Here is a 19,622-nt window from a genome sequence, read left to right on the forward strand (position 1 = left end):
CTAGCCTCCGATCCCGTGCCTGACGATTGCGACCGTCGCGATCGCCGTCAGCATGAAGATGCATGTTGCCACGATCGAACGGCCGGACAGCCGCGCGAAGCCGCAGACGCCGTGGCCCGAGGTGCAGCCATTGCCCATCCTTGTGCCGAATCCGACCAGCAGTCCCGCGATCGCGACCACCACAAGGCTCTCATTCATCGCCGGCCGCGGCAGCGGCGCGCCGAACAGCGCCGCAATCAGGGGCGCTCCGATCAGTCCCGCGATGAACGCGATGCGCCAGGAACGATCGGCGCTGCGGTCGGCGCTGCGGTCGGCGGTATCGGCCTGCAGCGCGCCGCCGACGATGCCGGTGACCCCGGCGATTCGCCCGATCAACAGCATCAAGAGCGCGGCGGCAAGCCCGATCAGCGCGCCGCCGGCAAGGCCGGAAAGTGGGGTGAAATCGTGCATCGATGCAGATCCTGTTGCGCAAACTCCTCAGCGATCCGGCAAAGCGGTGGGCGCGCATGCGCCAGTGGTCGCGCGGCTGCAGAGGCGATGATAGACTCCGCACCATCAGGAACAAGCGCAATCCCGCATGTTTCGCGGCATTTCAGCGATGCCGCCGGTCGGCTGGATTGCCGCGATTCGCTCTCACTTCGTCCGGAGAATCCCCCATGAAATTGCCATCCGTCGCCCGCGCCGCGCTGCTCGCGCTGGCGATGCTCACCGGAACGTCCGCCGCCCTGGCTGACGAGGGCGCGGTGACGCTCGTGATCTTCAAGGGCGGCTGGGTGTTCGGCGGCTCCGCCGGCAAGGGCGTCATGACCTTCCACGGCCAGACCTATGGGCTCACGGCCGGCGGGCTGGACTATGGGCTCGTGTTCGGCGGCTCGCAGACCACGCTGCAGGGGCGGGTGCGCAATATCCGCCGTCCGCAGGATATCAACGGCGTCTATGCCGCGGCGGGCATGGGCGTTGCGCTCGGCGCCGGCGTGCGCGGCATCCTCTTGACCAACCAGAACGGCGCGGTGCTCGAATTGAGCGGCAAGCAGGTCGGCCTGATGGCCAATGTCGATCTCAGCGGGCTTGCGATCACGTTGAAGGAATAAGCGTTCGGTCTCGTAGCGATCTCGTAGGATGGGTAGAGCCAAGCGAAACCCATCGACTTCGGTGCGCCGGGAGAGATGATGGGTTTCGCGGAGTTTATCATCGGGCCGCGCTTTGCGCGGACCCGTTGGCTCTACCGATCCTACGATCCTACGATTCCGTGATCCACTCGGCGAGTTCGCGCCACGGCTGTAAGGTCCAATGACCCGAGGCCGCGCCGGATGGCGACGGCAGCACGAACACTTCGGGAAAGCCATTCACCGATGGCTGCCGACCGAGCACGAGCGCGTTGGTCGGCCTGTTGTAGAACAGGCTCGCCGCCTTCCTGCTAGTGAAGGCGACGGTGTTCGGCCGATAGGTCTCGATCTTCGTCCGGAAGCCCGCCACGTCGAACGACTGCCTGTTGATTTCGTGATCCATCCCGGCGCCGGTCTTGGAGAGATCGGTGAAGCCGATGCCGAGCGCGAGCAGCGCCGCGAACTCGTCCGGCCGATAGCGCCGCGGCGTGATGCCGGCCTCATGCAGCGCACGCCAGAACCGGTTGCCGGGATGCGCGTAATAATGCCCGACGGCGGCTGACCGCGTGCTGGCCGCGGTGCCGACGAACACCAGGCGCAGATTGGCGCGGAGCTGGTCGGGGAGGCGGTGGGAATTGTTCGCGGGCATTCAAAAAAACAGGATGGAGCGTTAGTGGGAGGTGTAGCCCGCATGAGCGTAGCGATATGCGGGACGGAAACAAACCGGATGTCGCTTCGCTCATCCGGGCTACAGGCCATCGCCCTTGCATTGGACGATTGCATCACGCCGCCCGCAAAACCTTCATCGCAAATTGGCGCGAAGTTCGCGGACGCCTCTCCCCAAGCGCTCGCGCAGCAGCGTTCGCAGCGTGGCTCCGTCTTCATAGCCAACTTCGGCGGCGATCGCTTCGATGTCGAGGCCGCTGCCATGCAGCAGCGATTGCGCGCGCTCGACGCGAAGATCCTGGAAGTAGGACAGTGGTGATTTGCCGAGCACCGCTTCGCAGCGGCGCTGCAACGTGCGCGGGCTGGTCGCGAGCGCATCGGCCGCGTCCTGCAGCGAGAAGCCCTGTCTGAGATGCTCGCGGGCCCAGCGCTCGAAGCGCTGGATCAGCGGATCGGCCTGCGCCAGATGGTTCGGGATGATGAAGAGCGATTGCGACGAGCGCAGGTCCGCCAGCAGATAGCGCGAGACGACGGACGCCAATTCGGGGCTCACCTGCCGGATCAGCCAGAGCGCGAGATCGAGATGGCCCATCGCGGCACCTGCGGTGACGCCGATGCCGGAAGGAACGAGCATGCGCGCTTCATCGAGCCGGACATGCGGGTAACGCTGCCGGAAGAGCGGCGCGAGCCACCATGTCGTCGTCGCGTCCTGATGATCGAGCAGCCCGGTCTCCGCCACGATGAATGAACCGATGCAGGAGGCGGCGATCCGTGCGCCGCGTTCGTGCCACTGCACGAGTTGCTTCGTGGCTTGCTTCACGTCGCGCCGTTCGAGCGCGGGCACCAATTGCTCCGGCAGTCCCGTGTTGAGTGCGGGGACGACCACCCAATCCGGTTTGACGTCCGCCGTGACGGCCTTGACCGGAATCCCGAGGCCTTGGCCAGACCGCACCTTCTTGCGCATGCCATAGACCGAAACGTCAAAGCGAACCGTGCCGCCCATCTGCTGCCTGGAAAACTTGTCGGCGAGGGACAGGGCGTCGAGCATGGCCGTAAGCCCGGTGTCCCAAAGTCCCTCGAGCGCGAGGATCGCGATATTCATTGGCGTAAATGCCTTCAAAGTTGTCGCTTGCGACAATCGTCGTCCGGCCGCTGCCGAGCTAAGCCTCTTTCCGCGAACGCTCTGGACGACGCCGCACGTGACCGGAGAAGCCGGCCTAAATTACTGACAGAACGCGATTTCCGTCAATGATCGGCTTCCATCTGGCTTGGCGTAAACGGCATCAAAATTGTCGTTTCCGCCTGGCTCGGCGCGGATTGCGGCGTCGGTTCGTTCGCACCAACCCTCGACCAAACAGGAGAACAGTCATGAACGTCTTCGCGATCGGATCGGCCACCAAGCCCATCACCGACGAGCAGCGGAAGGAGATCATGCCGAAGGAAGTCCCCGACACGCTGCGGCTCTACCTCGACGGCAAGATCGAGCAATTCTGGTTTCGCGACGACAAGCCCGGCGTGGTGTTTCTGATGAACGTCGACTCGGTCGATCAGGCCAAGTCGACCATCAACGCGCTGCCGCTCGCGGCCGGCGGCATTCTCGCCTTCGAGATGATTCCGGTCGGCCCGCTCAAGCCGCTTGGCCTGCTGCTTCAGGGCAGGTGAGCGGCGCGGGTATCAGCGGCGTCGGCACTGCGCTCCCTCTCCCGCTCGCGGGAGAGGGCTGGCGTGAGGGTTCGCTCCGCGAGCGATATCGTGGAGAGAGCCCCACGCAACTAGCGTACCGGCTCCTTGATCTCTTCTTCCGTCGTGACCGCTTGCGACGGCCCTGTTGCGCGCACCATCAGGAACGTCCCCGAGAACCTTGTGCCGCGAATGCTCCAGCGGCCGTCGATTTCGGTCGCATCGGCATTGACCGCACCTTCATAGTGGACGGTGTTGTAGCCGTAGCCCGGCGGCTCGTAGCGTTTGACGAACGTAACAGCGCTGCCGGAGCGCTGGCCCGCAAGCGAGGCATTGTGCGTGCTGATCGGACAGCCCGGCATCACGCAGGGTTCGGTCACGCTGCCGCCGAGCGCGCCGCCGGCGTCGATCAGCGTCGCCAGGAACGTGACCATGCCGCTCGGCTGAACATAGCTGCCGTCCCAGACGCCGGTGAGATTGTCGGTCATGTCGCTTGCCCGGATTGCGCTCGGTGAAATTGCAGTGATCGATGTGGTGCATGCAGCGCCTCAACGCAAGTCGTGCCCGATCGCGCGGTTGCTTGCAGGTGCAAAAGGGTCTGTAATCCGCTCAAACAGATCAAGAAGAATTCGGGAGCGGACATGACAGGAGAGGCGAAAACCCACTTTGAGGTGATCGTGGTCGGCGCCGGCGTCGCGGGCATCTACCAGATCAAGCGGCTGGCCGATCTCAGCATCGACGCCACCGTGCTCGAAGCCGCGCCCGATCTCGGCGGCACCTGGTACTGGAACCGCTATCCGGGCTGCCGCTTCGATTCCGAGAGCTACACCTATGGCTTCTCATTCTCGCGCGAGCTGCTCGACGAGTGGCACTGGAAGGAGCGCTTCTCCGGCCAGCCCGAGAATCTGCGTTACCTCAACTACGTCGCCGACAAGTTCGACCTGCGCAAGTACATGCAGTTCAATTGCAAGGTCGATATCATGCAGTTCGACGAGACGCGCGACCTCTGGCAATTGAGGATCAGTGACGGCCGCGAACTGACCTGCCGCTTCGTGGTGCTCGCGATCGGGCTGTTGTCGGCGCCGACCATGCCGCGCGTGCCTGGCATCGATGACTTCAAGGGCCGCTCGTTCCACACCTATTACTGGCCGCACGAGCCCGTCGATCTCGCCGGCAAGAAGGTCGCGGTGATCGGCACCGGCGCGACCGGCATCCAGCTGATCGGCGAGATCGCCGACAAGGTCGGCGAGCTCACGGTGTTCCAGCGCCGGCCGAACTGGAGCGCGCCGCTCAACAACTCTGCGATCTCCGTTGACGAGATGGCCGAGATCCGCGGCCGCTATGACGAGATTTTTGCTGCCTGCGCGTTGACGCCGGGCAGTTTTGTCCATGGCCCCGACAAGCGCGGCTTCTACGAGGTGAGCCGCGAGGAGCGGCTCAAGCTGTGGGACAAGCTCTACGACGAGCCCGGCTTCGGCATCTGGCTCGCGAACTTCCGCGAGATCTTCATGGACGAAGCCGCCAATGCGGAGCTCTCGGAATATATCGCGGGCCGCATCCGCCAGCGCGTGAACGATCCTGATGTCGCCGAGAAGCTGATCCCGCGGGATCACGGCTTCGGCGTGCAGCGCCTGCCGCTGGAGACCCGATATTTCGAGGCGTACAATCGCGACAATGTGCAGCTCGTCGATCTCTCCGAAACGCCGCTGGTGCGCGTCACCGAAAAAGGCCTCCGCACCGCGGCGCGCGACTACGATTTCGACATCATCGTCTACGCCACCGGCTTCGACGCCATCACCGGCGCCTACGACCTGATCGATATCAGGGGCATCGGCGGCGAGAGCCTTGCCGACAAGTGGAAGCACGCGCCGTCGACCTTCCTCGGCATGCTCGTGCACGGCTTCCCGAACCTGTTGATGCCGACCGGCCCGCAAAGCGCCTCCGCGTCGACCAACTTCCCGCGCGGCATCGAGAACGGCGTCAACTGGTGCACCAACCTGCTGCAATACATGTGGGACCGCGGCCTGACCCGCGCCGACGCGACCCTGGAAGCGCAGCAGCGCTGGACCGCGCATGTCGTCAAGATGTACGAGATCATGCTGATGCGCAAAGCCAAGTCGTGGTTCACCGGCTACAACTCCAACGTCGCCGGCCACGAGGAGGGGACGGTCCGCTACTTCGTCTACAACGGCGGCACGCCGAAGTTTTTGGGGATCATCAACGGGGTTGCGGAGAAAGGGTATCAGGAGATTGCGTTTGGTGCGGGGGCGCGGGGCGGTGTGCAAGCAGCTGTCGGGGCGACGGCGTAGGATTCAGGAATAGTCCGGTAGCCCGCATGAGCGTAGCGATATGCGGGACAGGTAAACCCCGGATATCGCTTCGCTCATCCGGGCTACTTGCTCAAGCCGTCGCCGCCGAATGTCACATCGAGCAGCGAACATACGGCGTCTCGATGGGCACCGGTGCCTTGGAGCTGAGTATGATCTTGTTCTCTCCGGAGAGTGTTATGTCGAATGACACGTCCGAAACCGCGACGCCGTCCGAGCACGCCGCAATCACGCGAACATTCTGCCCGTCATCATGCAGCGATTTGACGGTGCATTTTTGAAACGTGCCGGTGATTTGCTTGCCCTGGACGATCAAGCCTCCCGCGTTGAGATCGGCATCTTTCTTGAACGCGAGCTTGTTGTTCTCCTTGGTGAAGACCTGGTTGCAGGCCGAGGCGTCGATCGTCCAGGCTCCGCTCAAATCCGCAGCCTGTGTCGAGGCCGCTTGCGCAACGAGAAGCACGAATAGCACGGCGTTGAAGGTTCTCATGAAACTCTCCAATCAAATTGTCATTGGGCTACTGGACTCTCTGCGAAACGAACGTGGAATGGCGCTCAATCGTCTATTTGAGAAGAGCCATGATAACATGTCCGGCGCGGCTTTCATCGCTTTTTGAGCATCGTAGCATACGATGAGATGAAGGGTTTTCGTTGATCCAGGTCAATGGTTCTCCGGGGCTCTTGGGCCGGTCGCTGTCGTGATCGGGCCATCTGGACACGCGCGATGGATTGAGTGAGTGCTCCAGAAGCAAAAGGCCGGGCTTTCACCCGGCCTTTCGTTTTCGATGGATGCCCAGGTTTTGCCTGGGCATGACGAGCGCGAGGGTTAAAAGACCCTGTTGCTCTCCTTTACCTTGTCCGCGTCGAGATACACGTTCTCACCCATCTCCTTGAACTTGGCGCTCATCTGCGCCATGCCCTGCTCCTTGTCGTTGAGCGTCGCGGCGTAGTCGCGGACGTCCTGGGTGATCTTCATCGAGCAGAATTTCGGGCCGCACATCGAGCAGAAATGCGCGACCTTGTGGGCTTCCTTCGGCAGGGTCTCGTCGTGGAAGTTCTTCGCGGTGTCGGGATCGAGGCCGAGGTTGAACTGGTCCTCCCAGCGGAAATCGAACCGGGCACGGCTGAGCGCATCGTCGCGCAGCTGCGCGGCGGGGTGGCCCTTGGCCAGATCAGAGGCGTGGGCCGCGATCTTGTAGGTGATGACGCCGGTCTTGACGTCGTTGCGGTCGGGCAGGCCGAGATGCTCCTTCGGCGTGACGTAGCATAGCATCGCGCAGCCGAACCAGCCGATCATCGCCGCGCCAATGCCCGAGGTGATGTGGTCGTAGCCCGGCGCGATGTCGGTCGTCAGCGGCCCGAGGGTGTAGAACGGCGCCTCGCCGCATTCCTTGAGCTGCTTGTCCATGTTGATCTTGATCTTGTGCATCGGCACGTGGCCGGGGCCCTCGATCATGACCTGGCAGCCCTTGTCCCACGCGATCTTCGTCAACTCGCCGAGCGTCTCGAGCTCCGCGAACTGCGCGCGGTCGTTGGCGTCGGCGATCGAACCCGGGCGCAGACCGTCGCCGAGCGAGAACGAGACGTCATACTTGCGCATCAGATCGCAGATCTCGTCGAAATGCGTGTACAGAAAACTCTCCTTGTGATGCGCGAGGCACCACTTCGCCATGATCGAGCCGCCGCGCGACACGATGCCGGTGACGCGGTTGGCGGTGAGGTGGATGTAAGGGAGGCGCACGCCGGCGTGGATCGTGAAATAGTCGACGCCCTGTTCGCACTGCTCGATCAGTGTGTCCTTGTAGAGCTCCCAGGTCAGCTTGACGGGATCGCCGTCGCACTTCTCCAGCGCCTGGTAGATCGGCACGGTGCCGATCGGCACCGGCGAGTTGCGCAGGATCCATTCGCGGGTGGTGTGGATGTTGCGCCCCGTCGAGAGGTCCATCACGGTGTCGGCGCCCCAGCGGATCGCCCACACCATCTTGTCGACCTCTTCTTCCACTGATGAGGTCACCGCCGAATTGCCGATATTGGCGTTGATCTTGGTCAGGAAGTTGCGGCCGATGATCATCGGCTCGAGCTCGGCATGGTTGATGTTGGAGGGAATGATGGCGCGACCGCGTGCGATCTCGTCGCGGACGAATTCCGGCGTGATGAAGGCGGGTACCGCAGCGCCGAAGCTCTCGCCGTCGGCGAGCGCGGCCTCGGCGCGCTCGAGCTGTCGCTTGCGGCCGAGATTCTCGCGCTCGGCGACGTAGATCATCTCCTTGGTGATGATGCCGGCGCGGGCGAACTCGAGCTGCGTGATCTTGTGGCCGTCGAGGCCGCGCAGCGGCCTGTGGTGCGCGGTGAACGCCTTGGCGGCGTGCGAGGCGCCGACATTGCCGTTGTCCTCCGGCTTGATGGTGCGGCCCTCATATTCCTCGACGCCGCCGCGCTCCTTGACCCAGGCGAGGCGATTGCGCGGCAGGCCGGCGTTGACGTCGATCGTCACGTTCGGGTCGGTGTAAGGGCCCGAGGTGTCGTAGACCGGCAGATTCGGCTCGCCGGCGCCCTCCGACAGCATGATCTCGCGCAGCGGCACGCGCAGATCGGACGCGGCCTCCGGCGTCGCAAAGATCTTGCGTGAGGCGGGCAGCGCGCCGGTGGTGACGGCGGGACGGGTGGTGTCGGGATTGGAGCGGATGTTCATGAGGGATCCTCCTTAATCTTGTCGTCATTCCGGACGGTCCGTTAGGACCGATCCGGAATCTCGAGGTGGTGGCGCGAGATTCCGGGTTCACGCTTCGCGTGCCCCGGAATGACGCTGGTGAGAGTTACGTGCATCACGCGGCCTCCGCGCTGAGGCCGAGCCATTGTCTGACCCGCGCGTCTGGGTCGGGGTTCTGGGTGACGTCACTGACGACGGCGATCGAATCGGCGCCGGCGGCGAAGATCTCGGCCGCATGCTCGAACTTGATGCCGCCGATCGCGACAAGGGGGATCCCGCCGATCCGCTTCTTCCACTCGGTGATCTTCGGAATGCCCTGCGGCTCGAACCGCATCGATTTGAGCGTGGTGAAGAAGATCGGGCCGAGCGCGACATAGTCGGGCTTGGCGGCGAGCGCGGTGGCGAGCTCGGCGTCGTCATGGGTGGAGATGCCGAGCGTCAAGTTCGCTTTGCGGATCTCGCCGAGGTCGGCCTCGGCGAGGTCTTCCTGCCCGAGATGCAAATGCTCGGCGCCGGCGACGATCGCCGCGCGCCAATAGTCGTTGACCACGAGCTTGGTCGGCGTGCCCTTGGTCACTGCGAGCGCATCGCTGACGATCTGCAGCGCCCCGGCATCGTCGAGCTCCTTGGCGCGCAGCTGGATGGTGCCGACGCCGAGTTTTGTCAGTCGCTCGACCCATTTGATGCTGTCGACGACGGGATAGAAGGGATCAGGATACGGCATGCCAGAACGGGGTCCCAACGACAGGGGTGGACGGGGAGGCGAAGTCGCGGGCTTCCATCAGCCCGGCTTCGTAAGCGGTGCGGCCGGCCTCGACGCCGAGGCGGAAGGCATTGGCCATCGCAACGGGATCGGCGGCTTTGGCCACGGCGGTGTTGAGCAGAACGGCGTCATAGCCGAGCTCGAGCGCCTCGGCGGCATGCGACGGCGCGCCGAGCCCGGCGTCGATCACCAGCGTGATGTCGGGCAGGCGGTCGCGCAACAGCTTCAGCGCGTCGCGGTTGGTGATGCCCTTGGCGCTGCCGATCGGTGCTGCCCACGGCATCACCACCTTGCAGCCGGCGTCGACCAGCCGCGAGGCGACCGAGAAATCCTCGGTGCAATATGGGAAGACTTCAAAACCGTCCTTGATCAGGATGCCGGCCGCCTCGACCAGGCCGACCACGTCGGGCTGCAGCGTGTCGTTGTCGGCGATCACCTCGAGCTTGATCCACGGCGTGCCGAACAATTCGCGCGCGAGCTTGGCGGTGGTCACCGCTTCCCTCACGCTGCGGCAGCCCGCGGTGTTCGGCAGCACGGTGACGCCGAGCTCGCGGATCAGCGACCAGAACGCATCGCCCGTCTTGCCGCCCGCCGCTTCGCGCCGCAGCGACACCGTAACGATGCTGGCGCCGGAGGCGCGGATCGCGTTCTGCATGATCGCAGGCGAGGGATACAGCGCCGTGCCGATCAGCAGGCGTGACGGGAAGGATTTGCCGTAGAAGGTGACCATGTGTCTCCTCAAACTATGCCGTCGTCCCGGCGAAAGCCGGGACCCATAACCACGACCGGAAATTGTCGGATGGGACGTCTCCCCGCGTGCTTCACTGAAGGGCCGCTGAGTATGGGTCCCGGCTTTCGCCGGGACGACGTGGGGAGGGAGCTTGCGGATAAGCTCACATCACCCTCCCTGCCGCGGCGTGATGATCTCGATCTCGTCGCCGGCTTTCAGCGCGGTGTCGGCCCAGCGGCTCTTCGGCACCACGTCGTAGTTCAGCGCGATCGCGAAATGCGTGCCCTCGTAGTCGAGCTCGGCCAGCAGCGCATCGACGCTGGAGGCCGCGATCTCCCGCTGCTCGCCGTTGACGATCACGCGCATTGCATCACCTCATTGTCGATTTCGCCGCGCGCGAGGTAGGCGAGCGTCAGCTCGGCCAGCGCCGGCGCCAGCAGAAAGCCATGACGGTAGAGTCCGTTCACCGTGATGCGTTCCTGCTCGATCCTGATTTTCGGGAGATTGTCGGGAAATGCAGGGCGCAGGCCGGCGCCGAATTCGACGATGCGCGCCTCGGCGAATGCCGGATGCACGACATAGGCGGCCCCTAACACCTCCAGCGCCGAGCGCACGCTGACGCCGTTGTCCTCGGCCTCGATCGAGGTCGCGCCCAGCATGAAGCGGCCGTCGCCGCGCGGGATCACGTAAAGCGGCCAGCGCGGATGGATCAGCCGCACCGGGCGCGCCAGCTCGATCTCGGAGGTCTCGATGATGATCATCTCGCCCTTGACGCCGCGCAAGCTCGCCTCGCGGTCGCGCGCGGCAAGGCCGCGGCAGTCGATCACGACGCCGTCGAGATCGGTTGCCTCGGCGTCGCTGCCGAACTTGATGGCGCCGCCGGCCTTGGCGATCGCGGCATGCAGCCGCGGCAGCACGCGGCGCGGCTCGACATGGCCCTCGTCGGGATAGAACAGGGCGTCACGGAAACGGCCCTCGAGCGACGGCTCGAGCGCGCGAACGCCCTCGGCGTCGATCCGGCGATGGCCGGTGGTGAGGCGGGCAAAGCGCTCGAAATCGGCGCGGTCGCGCGGATGCGCCACCACCAGCGAGCCGTTGAACGGGGTTTCCGGAACATGCTGCCGCCACAGCTCGAGCGAGCGGATGCCGAGCCGGGAGATCACCGGCTCGGAGGCCTCCGCCTCGCACCAGGGCGCCAGCATCCCGCCGGCCCAGTGGCTTGTGGATTCCGTCATCGCGGCGTCACTGCGCTCATGCAGGGTGACGGCACGTCCGGCCTCTGCGAGCAAGAGCGCATGCCAGGCGCCAGCTATGCCTGCGCCGATGATGGAAACGGGGGAATCCCCCCGCGGTCTTGACGTCTGATACATCCCTGTCCCTTCGCCGGCATGACCCGGATCAGGTTCAAAGGGTCACCGCGGTCCCGGACTATTCGCCTAATGGCTAGTCCAAGCTTGCGGTATCTCAGCTCCTCCTTCGGAGCACCCCTCGGAACGCCCCTAATGTAGGCGGATGGGCTCGTGTGTCAACTTGTATGCCAGACACGTTTGACAGGCGGTGTCGAGGATGGCCGGCACGCGTCGTGGGGCTGCGCGGACGCGATCGGTGCTATTTTTCGGCCTGTTCCGGCTTCGGCTCGGCGGTATCGGCCGTCATTTGCTCCGACTTGGCGAATTCCTTCGGCGGTGCACCCGCGCCGCCATGCTTCGCTTCCTTCAGGTGATCCCCGCGCTGGCGCTTTGCGACGTAGTAATACCCGCCCGCGAAATAACGCACGGCTCGATCGTGATTGCCATCGGCGGCGCGATAGGCGCCGGCGAGGTACTTGATGCCGTATTTGAGGTTGGTCTGGGGATCGCGCAGACCCTCGGCGGTACCGGTGTAGCCGAGGCCGCGTGCAGTGCCGAGCTTGATTTGCATCAGCCCGATCGCGCCGCCGCGTCCGATCAGCTGCGGATGGTACTTGCTCTCGCGCACGATGACGCGATGCACCAGCTCTTCCGGTACGAGGTTGGCCTGGGCCTCGGCCGCCACCATCGCCTCATATTGCGCGCGCGATTGCGCCTGCGCGCTCGCGCAGGACGCCAGCACCGCGATTGCGGCAAGGCAGCCAAGGGCTTGTACGGTCTTCATCTCAATCGCTCGGGCTTTCAGATGCGCGTCGGTTCTGCGGTCTCATTGGTACGGCGAGCGGGCAGGAATGTGGCAAAACCTTCGCATCAGCGAACGTTAATGCATCCGTGATTGTCCGGTCATGGGGTGAAGGGACGACGCGATTGCAAGACGGATGCTTCAAATTGTTTGCTTCAATCGTCTCAGCCAAAAATTGTCTTGGCCTGCAATTTCCTTCTAATTTTTCTGACTAATTTTGCCGCACGCTCCACAGCAGTTTGTCGTGCAAACGAATCAATGAAGGTCTAGACTTCATCCACGACAGAGTGCGCGATCGTTCAGTCAGCAGCTCTGTCCAAGCACGCAAGAAACAACATTCGGGAGATGCGCCATGGTCCGTCAGGACACCGGCTATATGCCTCGCGAAAATCCCTGCGCGCAATGCGGCAAGCCGATCGCCCGCCCTGATTGGGTGGAGCACAGCGAAGGCCGCTCCTCGTTCCTGTGGAATTGCCGCGCCTGCAATTACCGCTTCGAGGCCATCGCGATCTACGAGGAAGCGGAGCTCATTACGCCGCTCGCCGCCTGACGTCTCCTCATCGCATCAGCTTCGCCTGATCAGGCCGCGGATTTCTGCCGCTGCAATTGCTGTTGCCGCGCCGGCAATTCGATCCGGACCACGAGTCCGTGCGGCTTGCGATCGTGCAGCGACAGCGTGCCGGCATGCGCGAGCACGATGGCGTTGGCGATCGACAGACCAAGGCCGAAGCCTTCGGCCTCATCCATGTTGCGCGCCTGGTCGCCGCGCACGAACGGCTCCAGCACGCTCGCCTTGTGCGCATCCGAGATGCCGGGCCCGTCATCCTCGATATCGACGACGAGGCGGTCGGGCTTGACGTCGAGGCGGACGGCAACTTCGCCGCCGAACCGCACGGCATTCTCCACCAGATTGGTGATGCAGCGATGCAGGTCGGCCGGCCGCGCGGTCGCCATCGCGTGCTGCGGGCCCGTGTAACTGACCTTGTGTCCCATGTCGGCGAACTGATCGGTGACGAGGTGCAGCGTGCTCGCGATGTCGACCAGCGTCATCTCCTCGAGCTTGCGGTCGTTGCGCAGGAACGACAGCACCGATTCCAGCATCGAGCGCATCTGGTCGAGGTCGCGCAGCATGCGGTGGCGGTGGGTCTCGTCCTCGATGAATTCGGCGCGCAGCCGCATCCGCGTGATCGGCGTGCGCAGGTCATGGCTGATCGCGGCCAGCATCTTGGTGCGATCGTCGATCAATGCGGTGATGCGCTCGCGCATCCGGTTCAGCGCCCGGGCCAGCGAACGAATCTCCTCCGGACCGCGCTCGGGCAGCGGCGCGGCGGCGCCGTTCAGGCTGAAGGTCTCGGCGGCCTTGACGAAGGACGACAGCGGCGCGGTCAGCGCCCATGCCGCCCACAGGCCGAGCAGGGTGACGCTGATGACGGCGAACAGCACCGTCATCATCCACGGTCCACCCCAGAACGGCCGCATGTGCTGATCCGGCGTCAGGTTGGCGGCGAACATGGCGCCGTCGGGCAGGCGGATCGCGACGCGGCGAATTTCGCCGTCATGCGGCGTGCCGCCAGCCTCGCGCGGCAGCAGGAAGATGCGATAGCCGGCGCCGAGCCGGCGCAGCGCGTGCAGGCTCGGCGTGTCGGTTTCGGTGAGCGCGCCGGCATCGGCCGGCAGGTCGCCGATCGCAAGTTGCGGGAAGGCACGGGCGACGTCGGCCACGAGCCGCGGCCGCTCCGACGCCGGGGCATGCCCGAGCAGCTGCGCGGCGGCGGCGAGCTGGGTGTGCCAGCGGTCCGAAGGCTCCACCCGATCAGGGCGATGGATCAGGAAGGTGGCGGTGATGATCAAATGCAGCGCGACGATCGAAACGACGACCAGCGCCGCCATCTGGGCGCCGATCCCCCGCAGACTCAGCACGCGCAGCAGCTTCATGGTCAATTGTTCGTGGCGGCAACCGCCTCCACCCTCGGCGTGAACACATAGCCGCCGGAACGCACCGTCTTGATCATGGTGGCTTCCTGCGGATCGGGCTCGATCTTGCGGCGGATGCGGCTGACCAGCACGTCGATCGAACGTTCGAACGAGCCGGCGCTGCGGCCCTGGGTCAGGTCGAGCAGGCTGTCGCGCGACAGCACGCGGCCGGGCCGCTCGCAGAAGGTGCGCAGCAGGTCGAACTCGGCGCTGGTCATGGCGACGCGTGCGCCTTCGGGGTTGCGCAGCTCACGCAGGCGGATGTCGATACGCCAGCCGAGGAAGGTCAGCGTGGTCGCGCCCTCGATCGCGCTGGCGTTGCGCGCGGCGGCCTGCCGGCGCAGCACTGCGTTGATCCGCGCCAGCAGCTCGCGCGGGTTGAACGGCTTTGCCAGGTAATCGTCGGCGCCCATCTCGAGGCCGAGGATGCGGTCGACGTCCTCGCCGCGCGCGGTCAGCATGATGATCGGCGTCTGCGATTCCGCCCGCACCTTGCGGCACAGGCTGAGGCCGTCCTCGCCGGGCAGCATGACGTCGAGCACCAAGAGATCCACGCGGTGGTCGGTCATCGCCTTGGCCATCTCGCGGCCGTCGGAGGCGGTCGTGACATGACAAGAATTGGTACGGAGATATTTTGCGATAAGGGACCGCGTCTCGCGGTCGTCCTCGACGACAAGGATATTGGGCGCAGCCTGGGTCATACCGATCTTTTGTCCGTGATTCGGGGAAAGCGGCTCAGGAATTTTGTTTCAGTATGTGTCTGAAATCTTGCCCGGCTATTCGGGTTAACAGGTCGGCCGCAGGGAGAAAAGTTATCGTTCTGTCATCAATCCTATGCCCTGAAATGCGGGCAGAACCCTCTCGGGACAGCGCATCGGCCCCTGGTCGTCGTTATGGCGGCCGGAGAAAGGGAAGGGCGGCTGTCATATCCGGGGGCGGAACCCGTTACCCCGGCGACGCGTTATTTCCCTTTCGGGTCAAGGAGGGTGAGATGGCTGTCGAGGTCGAGACCAGGCCGCATCAGCTCATTGCAAGCGACCGGGTCGAGGGGACGGCGGTGCGCCGGGCCAATGGCGACATGATCGGCCATATCGAGCGGCTGATGATCGACAAGATCTCCGGCAAGGTATCGTACGCGGTGTTGAGCTTCGGTGGCTTCCTGGGCATTGGAACCAATTTGATCCCGCTGCCCTGGGGCCGGCTGCACTACAACCCGAAGTTCGAGGCCTATGAGCTCGACATCGAGGACGAGGAGCTGAAGCGCGCGCCGTCGTTCCGTGCCGACAAGGATTTCGATTGGGGCGATCGCTCGCAGGAAGTCGAGCTGCATCGCTTCTACGGCGTGCCGCCCTATTGGGGCGGCTTCTGATCGCGCGGCAACATGTGCGCATGACGACGCTCGCCGATCGATGATGCGGTCGCCGGGACGAGCGCGCGGCTTGTGCAGCGCGGTTCGCCGGGACGACTTAGTGAGCCAAACATCGTCACATCATGGACTGCGCGTCCGGCGCAGTCGTGAGGCTCAACCGCAAGCTTGGTTGAGAGATCACGATACCTTTCGTCAAGCGGCGCAGCGTTTCCGTGCGCTGAAAGGTCCTCACCCAGTTCCTCGGCATTTAAGCGGCTTTTGAGCGCAGGTCCGTTAGGAACGGTTGCGAAGATGACGGGTTTTCCCAGCATCGATTTTGCGAGAGGAGAGCCATCAATGTTGGTCAAATCCATCATCGCCGGCCTCGCCGGCACCGCGCTGCTTGCAACCGTCGCCGTTGCGCAGACGCCAACCGATAAGGGCGACAAGATGTCTCCTGCGGCGTCGACGTCAGCCACGTCAGCCACGTCGCCGGATTCGTTCAAGGGCAACTGGCGCGCGTCGAAGGTCGTCGGCCTCAGCGTGTACAACGATGCCAATGAAAGCGTCGGCTCGATCAATGATCTGCTGATGGAGAAGGGCGGCGCCATGAAGGCGGTCGTGATCGGCGTCGGCGGCTTCCTTGGCGTCGGCGAGCACCTGGTCGCGGTCCCGATCGACAAGGTGAAGTTCGTGAACGAGCCGATCGCCTATACCGGCGCCTCGAACACCGGCAGCACAAGCAAGTCGACGACCACCACCACGGGCGCGGCGCCTGCGGCGGCGACGCCGAAGCCGAATCCCTGGTATCCGGATCATGCCGTGTTCAATGCGAGCAAGGATGAGCTGAAGGCGATGCCGGAATTCAAGTATTCGATCGACTAACGCATCGCGTCACCTGCAAGAGAAGAGCGCGTCCGGTTGCTGCCGGGCGCGCTTTTTTTCTGGCCGGATGGATAAAATTTGGGAAGAGTGTAGGGAGTAGGTCAGGCGATCCAATTCGGACAGCGCGTTGCAATCATCATCAACCCTTACGTGATCATTCGTCAAATGGCTGAAGAACCTGATGAATGACAAGGAGCGCGATGGCGGCGATCCCGCGGTAGCCCGGATTCGCGGCCGCTACCCGCAATACACGCGGCGCCGGTTGGCAGGCTTTGCGGAGCGGCTGCAACAGAAGGTTCATGCCGGCCGCGTGCCGGTCACCTCGCTCGCGCTTGCCGGTCCCACCGAGCGGATCAGCCTCGAGGACGCGCTCAAGCTCGATTATCGGCCGGTCCCATTGGGCGAGACGCTGGGACCGCTATGGGCGACTTATTGGGTGCAGGTCGTGGCCGAGGTGCCGCAGGCCTGGGCCGGCTCGCGCGTGGATCTGTATTGGGACAGCCGCTCGGAAGCGCTGCTTTGGCTCAACGGACGTTCCTCGCAGGGTCTCAATCCCGGCCGCCACATAGCGCCGCTCGTTCAGTCGGCGAGCGGCGGGGAGACGATCAGCATCCATGTGGAGGTGGCCTGCAACGGCCTGTTCGGTGCGTTCTGGAGCGATCCGCAGGCCTACGCGCTGGTCGCCTGCGAGCTGCGCCGCTTCGATCCCGAAGCTACGGCATTCTATTTCGACTACGAGGTGCTGCGCCAGCTCGAGGCTGACCGCGACCCCACGACAAAGTCGAGGTCATACGGAGCTGTCGGAGAGACGGCGCAGCCGGCGCTGGATCGGACCTGGGCGGGGCGCCTGCTGCACGATCTCAACCGCATCTGCAACATCACCGATCCCGACGATCGCGCGACCTGGCCGGCGGCGCGAGCGATCCTCGATGGCCTGCTCGCGGCACGAAATGGCAGCATCACCCACGAGATGTCGGCGATCGGCCACGCCCATCTCGACACGGCATGGCTGTGGCCGCTGGCGGAAACCCGGCGCAAGGCGCAACGCAGCTTTTCCACGGCGGTGGCGCTGATGGAGCGCTATCCCCATTTCAAGTTCGCCTGCTCGCAGGCCTATCAGTATGCCGTCATCGAGCAGAATGACCCTGACCTGTTCGCCCGAATTCGCGCCAAGGCCGCCGCCGGCCAATGGATTCCGGTCGGCGGCAGCTGGATCGAGCCGGACTGCAATCTGCCGTGGGGCGAGTCGATCTGCCGTCAGTTCCTCTACGGTCAGCGCTATTTCGAGCGAACGTTCGGCGCGCGCTCCAGCGTGTTCTGGAATCCCGACGTGTTCGGCTACGACGCCCAGCTGCCGCAGCTGATGCAGTCGGCGGGGATGTCGCGCTTCCTGACCCAGAAGCTGTCGTGGAACAAGTTCACCTCACCGCCGCATCACAGCTTCCATTGGCGCGGACTGGACGGCAGCACGGTGCTGGCGCATTTCCCCCCGGCGGACACCTACAACGGATCGGCGCAGGTCGCGGAGCTCCGCTATCACGCCGCCAATTACAAGGACGCCGACCGTTCGTCCGACGCACTCTATCTGTTCGGCTATGGCGACGGCGGCGGCGGTGCCGACGAGACGATGCTGGAGACGTTGCAGCGCGCAAGGGACTTGCAGGGGCTGCCGCGAATCCAGATTCGCTCCGTCGACGAGTTCTTCGACCGCCTGGCGATATCAGCGCCGGATCTGGCGACGATCGAGGGCGAGCTCTATCTCGAATATCATCGCGGCACCTACACCACGCAGGCCGAGACCAAGCGCCTCAACCGCGCTTGCGAGGCCGGCCTTCAGGCACTCGAATTCGTGACCACTGTCGCGGCTGCCTGCCGGCAACCGGCACCGTCAGCACAGGAGATCGAAGCGCTGTGGCGCACGCTGCTGGTCAACCAGTTTCACGACATCATTCCCGGCAGCAGCATCCGCGAGGTCTATGAACGTGCGGAGGTCGAACTCGCTGGCGTGGCGGAGGAGGCCGGGCGTCGCACGCAAGCCGTGCTGGCGACGCTGTGCGATCCCGAAGACGGCAATTGGACACCCGTCAACACGCTGGGCTGCGCGCGTGCCGAGGTCGCGTCCGACCCCGACGGCGAGCTTCGTCACATCGTCGCCGCGCCGTTTGCGGCGGGTGAAACGACGACGACCGACGATCGCGTTGTGGTCGCCGCCGATCTGGACGGCTTCGTGCTGTCGAACGCGCGGCTCGAAGCGCGCATTGATCGCAGCGGGCTCGTTTGGTCGCTGCTGCATGTTGCGACCGGCCGCGAGACCTTCGCATCACCGGCAGCCCGGCTGCTGCTGCTCGATGACCGGCCGCTCGATTTCGAGGCATGGGATATCGATCCGTTCGCGCTGGAGACCGCGCGCGAGGTGACAGAGGAGGTGAGCTGCGCCGTGCTGTCGGATGGCGGACTGCGCGGCGAGGTCCGTTTCGAGCGCGGGCTCGGACGCGCAAGCCGGCTCACGCAGGTGATCCGCCTCGATGCCGGCGCCGATCATCTCGAATTCGAAACCACGGTCGATTGGCAGGAGCGCAAGACGGCGCTGAAGGTCATGTTCCCCGTCGCCTGCCGTGCATCGAACGCAACCTATGAAACCATGTTCGGCGCAACCGAGCGGCCGACGCATGCCAACACGGATGCCGACGCGGCCAAGTACGAGGTGCCCGGGCATCGCTGGGCCGATCTCGCCGAGCCGGATTTCGGCGTGTCGCTGTTCAGCGACCGCCGTCACGGCTATTCGGCGTTCGGCAATCAGCTCGCGTTGACGCTGCTGCGCGGCTCCGAATTGCCTGATCCGCAGGCCGATATCGGGCGGCACCGGATGCGCTATGCGATCTATCCCCACCACGGCGACTGGCGCAGCGCGGACACGGTCGGGCGCGCCTTGCGGTTCGAGCGTCCGGTGCTGTGGACGAAGGGAAAACCGCACGCGCCGTTGCGACACTCGCTCCTGACCGCGTCCCCGGCCAACGTGATCGTCGATACGATCAAGCCCGCCGAGGATGGAGACGGCTGGGTGGTGCGGCTGTACGAGAGCGCAGGCATCCGCACCGCCGTGACTCTCGATTTCGGCGTCGACATCGCGTCGGTGTGGATGAGCAACACCCTGGAAGACCGCATCGAGACCCTGCCGACCGAGGATCGGGGATGCCGCCTGGCGCTGCGTCCATTCCAGATCGCAACGCTGCGGGTCTGCCAGGCGTAGTGATTGCAGTGACTTTCGCCCCGGCTTGCGCG

At 64.5% G+C, this 19,622-nt stretch carries 21 protein-coding genes and 1 riboswitch; of the genes, 7 read left to right on the forward strand and 14 right to left on the reverse strand.

The features are described 5' to 3' along the window. Positions 1-450 carry a YeeE/YedE family protein gene (locus ACVIYL_RS20270; RefSeq protein ID WP_310883015.1) on the reverse strand — a complete coding sequence of 150 codons (450 nt, stop codon included), beginning with the start codon at positions 448-450 and terminating at the stop codon, positions 1-3. Between the two features lie 206 nt (positions 451-656). On the opposite strand from ACVIYL_RS20270, the gene ACVIYL_RS20275 reads away from it, so the two are divergent. Beyond that, positions 657-1,091, forward strand: coding sequence for a hypothetical protein (locus ACVIYL_RS20275; RefSeq protein ID WP_028332611.1), 435 nt, complete (start codon positions 657-659; stop codon positions 1,089-1,091). Between the two features lie 148 nt (positions 1,092-1,239). Here ACVIYL_RS20275 and ACVIYL_RS20280 read toward each other — a convergent pair whose 3' ends face one another. Both ACVIYL_RS20280 and ACVIYL_RS20285 read right to left on the reverse strand, forming a co-directional pair. Continuing rightward, positions 1,240-1,755, reverse strand: a complete 516-nt coding sequence (locus ACVIYL_RS20280) for a mismatch-specific DNA-glycosylase (protein ID WP_310883016.1) — start codon at positions 1,753-1,755, stop codon at positions 1,240-1,242. A gap of 153 nt (positions 1,756-1,908) precedes the next feature. Next, positions 1,909-2,874, reverse strand: coding sequence for a GlxA family transcriptional regulator (locus ACVIYL_RS20285; RefSeq protein ID WP_310883017.1), 966 nt, complete (start codon positions 2,872-2,874; stop codon positions 1,909-1,911). 266 nt (positions 2,875-3,140) lie between these two features. Between ACVIYL_RS20285 and ACVIYL_RS20290 the strand changes: the two genes are divergently transcribed. Then, the gene (locus ACVIYL_RS20290; RefSeq protein ID WP_456779558.1) at positions 3,141-3,434 is read left to right on the forward strand and encodes a hypothetical protein; all 294 of its coding nucleotides are present in this window, start codon (positions 3,141-3,143) and stop codon (positions 3,432-3,434) included. Positions 3,435-3,544: 110 nt separating this feature from the next. On the opposite strand, the gene ACVIYL_RS20295 is transcribed toward ACVIYL_RS20290, so the two are convergent. Then, positions 3,545-3,940, reverse strand: a complete 396-nt coding sequence (locus ACVIYL_RS20295; RefSeq protein WP_310883019.1) for a hypothetical protein — start codon at positions 3,938-3,940, stop codon at positions 3,545-3,547. Between the two features lie 153 nt (positions 3,941-4,093). Between ACVIYL_RS20295 and ACVIYL_RS20300 the strand changes: the two genes are divergently transcribed. Beyond that, a complete protein-coding gene (locus ACVIYL_RS20300) occupies positions 4,094-5,761 on the forward strand; it encodes a flavin-containing monooxygenase (RefSeq protein ID WP_310883020.1) in 1,668 nt (555 codons plus the stop codon). 112 nt (positions 5,762-5,873) lie between these two features. On the opposite strand, the gene ACVIYL_RS20305 is transcribed toward ACVIYL_RS20300, so the two are convergent. From ACVIYL_RS20305 to ACVIYL_RS20335, 7 genes are all read right to left on the reverse strand, one after another. Further along, positions 5,874-6,269 (reverse strand): hypothetical protein, encoded by a 396-nt coding sequence (locus ACVIYL_RS20305; protein ID WP_057014948.1) that lies wholly within the window; start codon positions 6,267-6,269, stop codon positions 5,874-5,876. A 336-nt stretch (positions 6,270-6,605) separates the two neighbouring features. After that, positions 6,606-8,471 (reverse strand): phosphomethylpyrimidine synthase ThiC, encoded by a 1,866-nt coding sequence (gene thiC, locus ACVIYL_RS20310; protein WP_456779559.1) that lies wholly within the window; start codon positions 8,469-8,471, stop codon positions 6,606-6,608. A 133-nt stretch (positions 8,472-8,604) separates the two neighbouring features. Beyond that, positions 8,605-9,213 (reverse strand): thiamine phosphate synthase, encoded by a 609-nt coding sequence (gene thiE / locus ACVIYL_RS20315; protein ID WP_057014950.1) that lies wholly within the window; start codon positions 9,211-9,213, stop codon positions 8,605-8,607. Beyond that, positions 9,200-9,982 (reverse strand): thiazole synthase, encoded by a 783-nt coding sequence (locus ACVIYL_RS20320; RefSeq protein WP_310883022.1) that lies wholly within the window; start codon positions 9,980-9,982, stop codon positions 9,200-9,202. The genes thiE and ACVIYL_RS20320 overlap by 14 nt, the downstream gene beginning before the upstream one ends. A 168-nt stretch (positions 9,983-10,150) precedes the next feature. Then, positions 10,151-10,348 (reverse strand): sulfur carrier protein ThiS, encoded by a 198-nt coding sequence (gene thiS, locus ACVIYL_RS20325; protein WP_057014951.1) that lies wholly within the window; start codon positions 10,346-10,348, stop codon positions 10,151-10,153. After that, the gene (locus ACVIYL_RS20330; protein ID WP_456779560.1) at positions 10,339-11,352 is read right to left on the reverse strand and encodes an FAD-dependent oxidoreductase; all 1,014 of its coding nucleotides are present in this window, start codon (positions 11,350-11,352) and stop codon (positions 10,339-10,341) included. The genes thiS and ACVIYL_RS20330 overlap by 10 nt, the downstream gene beginning before the upstream one ends. Then, positions 11,340-11,481, reverse strand: a riboswitch (TPP riboswitch). It overlaps the preceding gene by 13 nt. A 109-nt stretch (positions 11,482-11,590) precedes the next feature. After that, a complete protein-coding gene (locus ACVIYL_RS20335; RefSeq protein WP_310883024.1) occupies positions 11,591-12,115 on the reverse strand; it encodes a lytic transglycosylase domain-containing protein in 525 nt (174 codons plus the stop codon). A gap of 370 nt (positions 12,116-12,485) precedes the next feature. Between ACVIYL_RS20335 and ACVIYL_RS20340 the strand changes: the two genes are divergently transcribed. Continuing rightward, entirely contained in the window at positions 12,486-12,683 is a 198-nt protein-coding gene (locus tag ACVIYL_RS20340; protein ID WP_028332600.1) for a hypothetical protein, read from the forward strand. Between the two features lie 29 nt (positions 12,684-12,712). On the opposite strand, the gene ACVIYL_RS20345 is transcribed toward ACVIYL_RS20340, so the two are convergent. Both ACVIYL_RS20345 and ACVIYL_RS20350 read right to left on the reverse strand, forming a co-directional pair. After that, on the reverse strand, positions 12,713-14,068 hold the full coding sequence (locus ACVIYL_RS20345; protein ID WP_310883025.1) for an ATP-binding protein: 1,356 nt from the start codon (positions 14,066-14,068) through the stop codon (positions 12,713-12,715). A gap of 2 nt (positions 14,069-14,070) precedes the next feature. Next, on the reverse strand, positions 14,071-14,808 hold the full coding sequence (locus tag ACVIYL_RS20350; RefSeq protein WP_018273044.1) for a response regulator: 738 nt from the start codon (positions 14,806-14,808) through the stop codon (positions 14,071-14,073). A 290-nt stretch (positions 14,809-15,098) separates the two neighbouring features. Here ACVIYL_RS20350 and ACVIYL_RS20355 point away from each other — a divergent pair, with 290 nt between their 5' ends. Continuing rightward, the gene (locus ACVIYL_RS20355) at positions 15,099-15,476 is read left to right on the forward strand and encodes a PRC-barrel domain-containing protein (RefSeq protein WP_028344225.1); all 378 of its coding nucleotides are present in this window, start codon (positions 15,099-15,101) and stop codon (positions 15,474-15,476) included. On the opposite strand, the gene ACVIYL_RS20360 is transcribed toward ACVIYL_RS20355, so the two are convergent. Continuing rightward, complete coding sequence (locus tag ACVIYL_RS20360) at positions 15,458-15,832, reverse strand: hypothetical protein (protein ID WP_456779561.1); 375 nt, start codon at positions 15,830-15,832, stop codon at positions 15,458-15,460. The two genes, ACVIYL_RS20355 and ACVIYL_RS20360, sit on opposite strands and share 19 nt — an antisense overlap. Between ACVIYL_RS20360 and ACVIYL_RS20365 the strand changes: the two genes are divergently transcribed. Both ACVIYL_RS20365 and ACVIYL_RS20370 read left to right on the forward strand, forming a co-directional pair. Further along, positions 15,813-16,340, forward strand: a complete 528-nt coding sequence (locus ACVIYL_RS20365) for a PRC-barrel domain-containing protein (RefSeq protein ID WP_456779562.1) — start codon at positions 15,813-15,815, stop codon at positions 16,338-16,340. The two genes, ACVIYL_RS20360 and ACVIYL_RS20365, sit on opposite strands and share 20 nt — an antisense overlap. A 181-nt stretch (positions 16,341-16,521) precedes the next feature. Further along, positions 16,522-19,590, forward strand: a complete 3,069-nt coding sequence (locus ACVIYL_RS20370; RefSeq protein ID WP_310883027.1) for an alpha-mannosidase — start codon at positions 16,522-16,524, stop codon at positions 19,588-19,590. Positions 19,591-19,622 lie beyond the last annotated feature (32 nt).

This window comes from Bradyrhizobium sp. USDA 3315 (assembly GCF_054056795.1).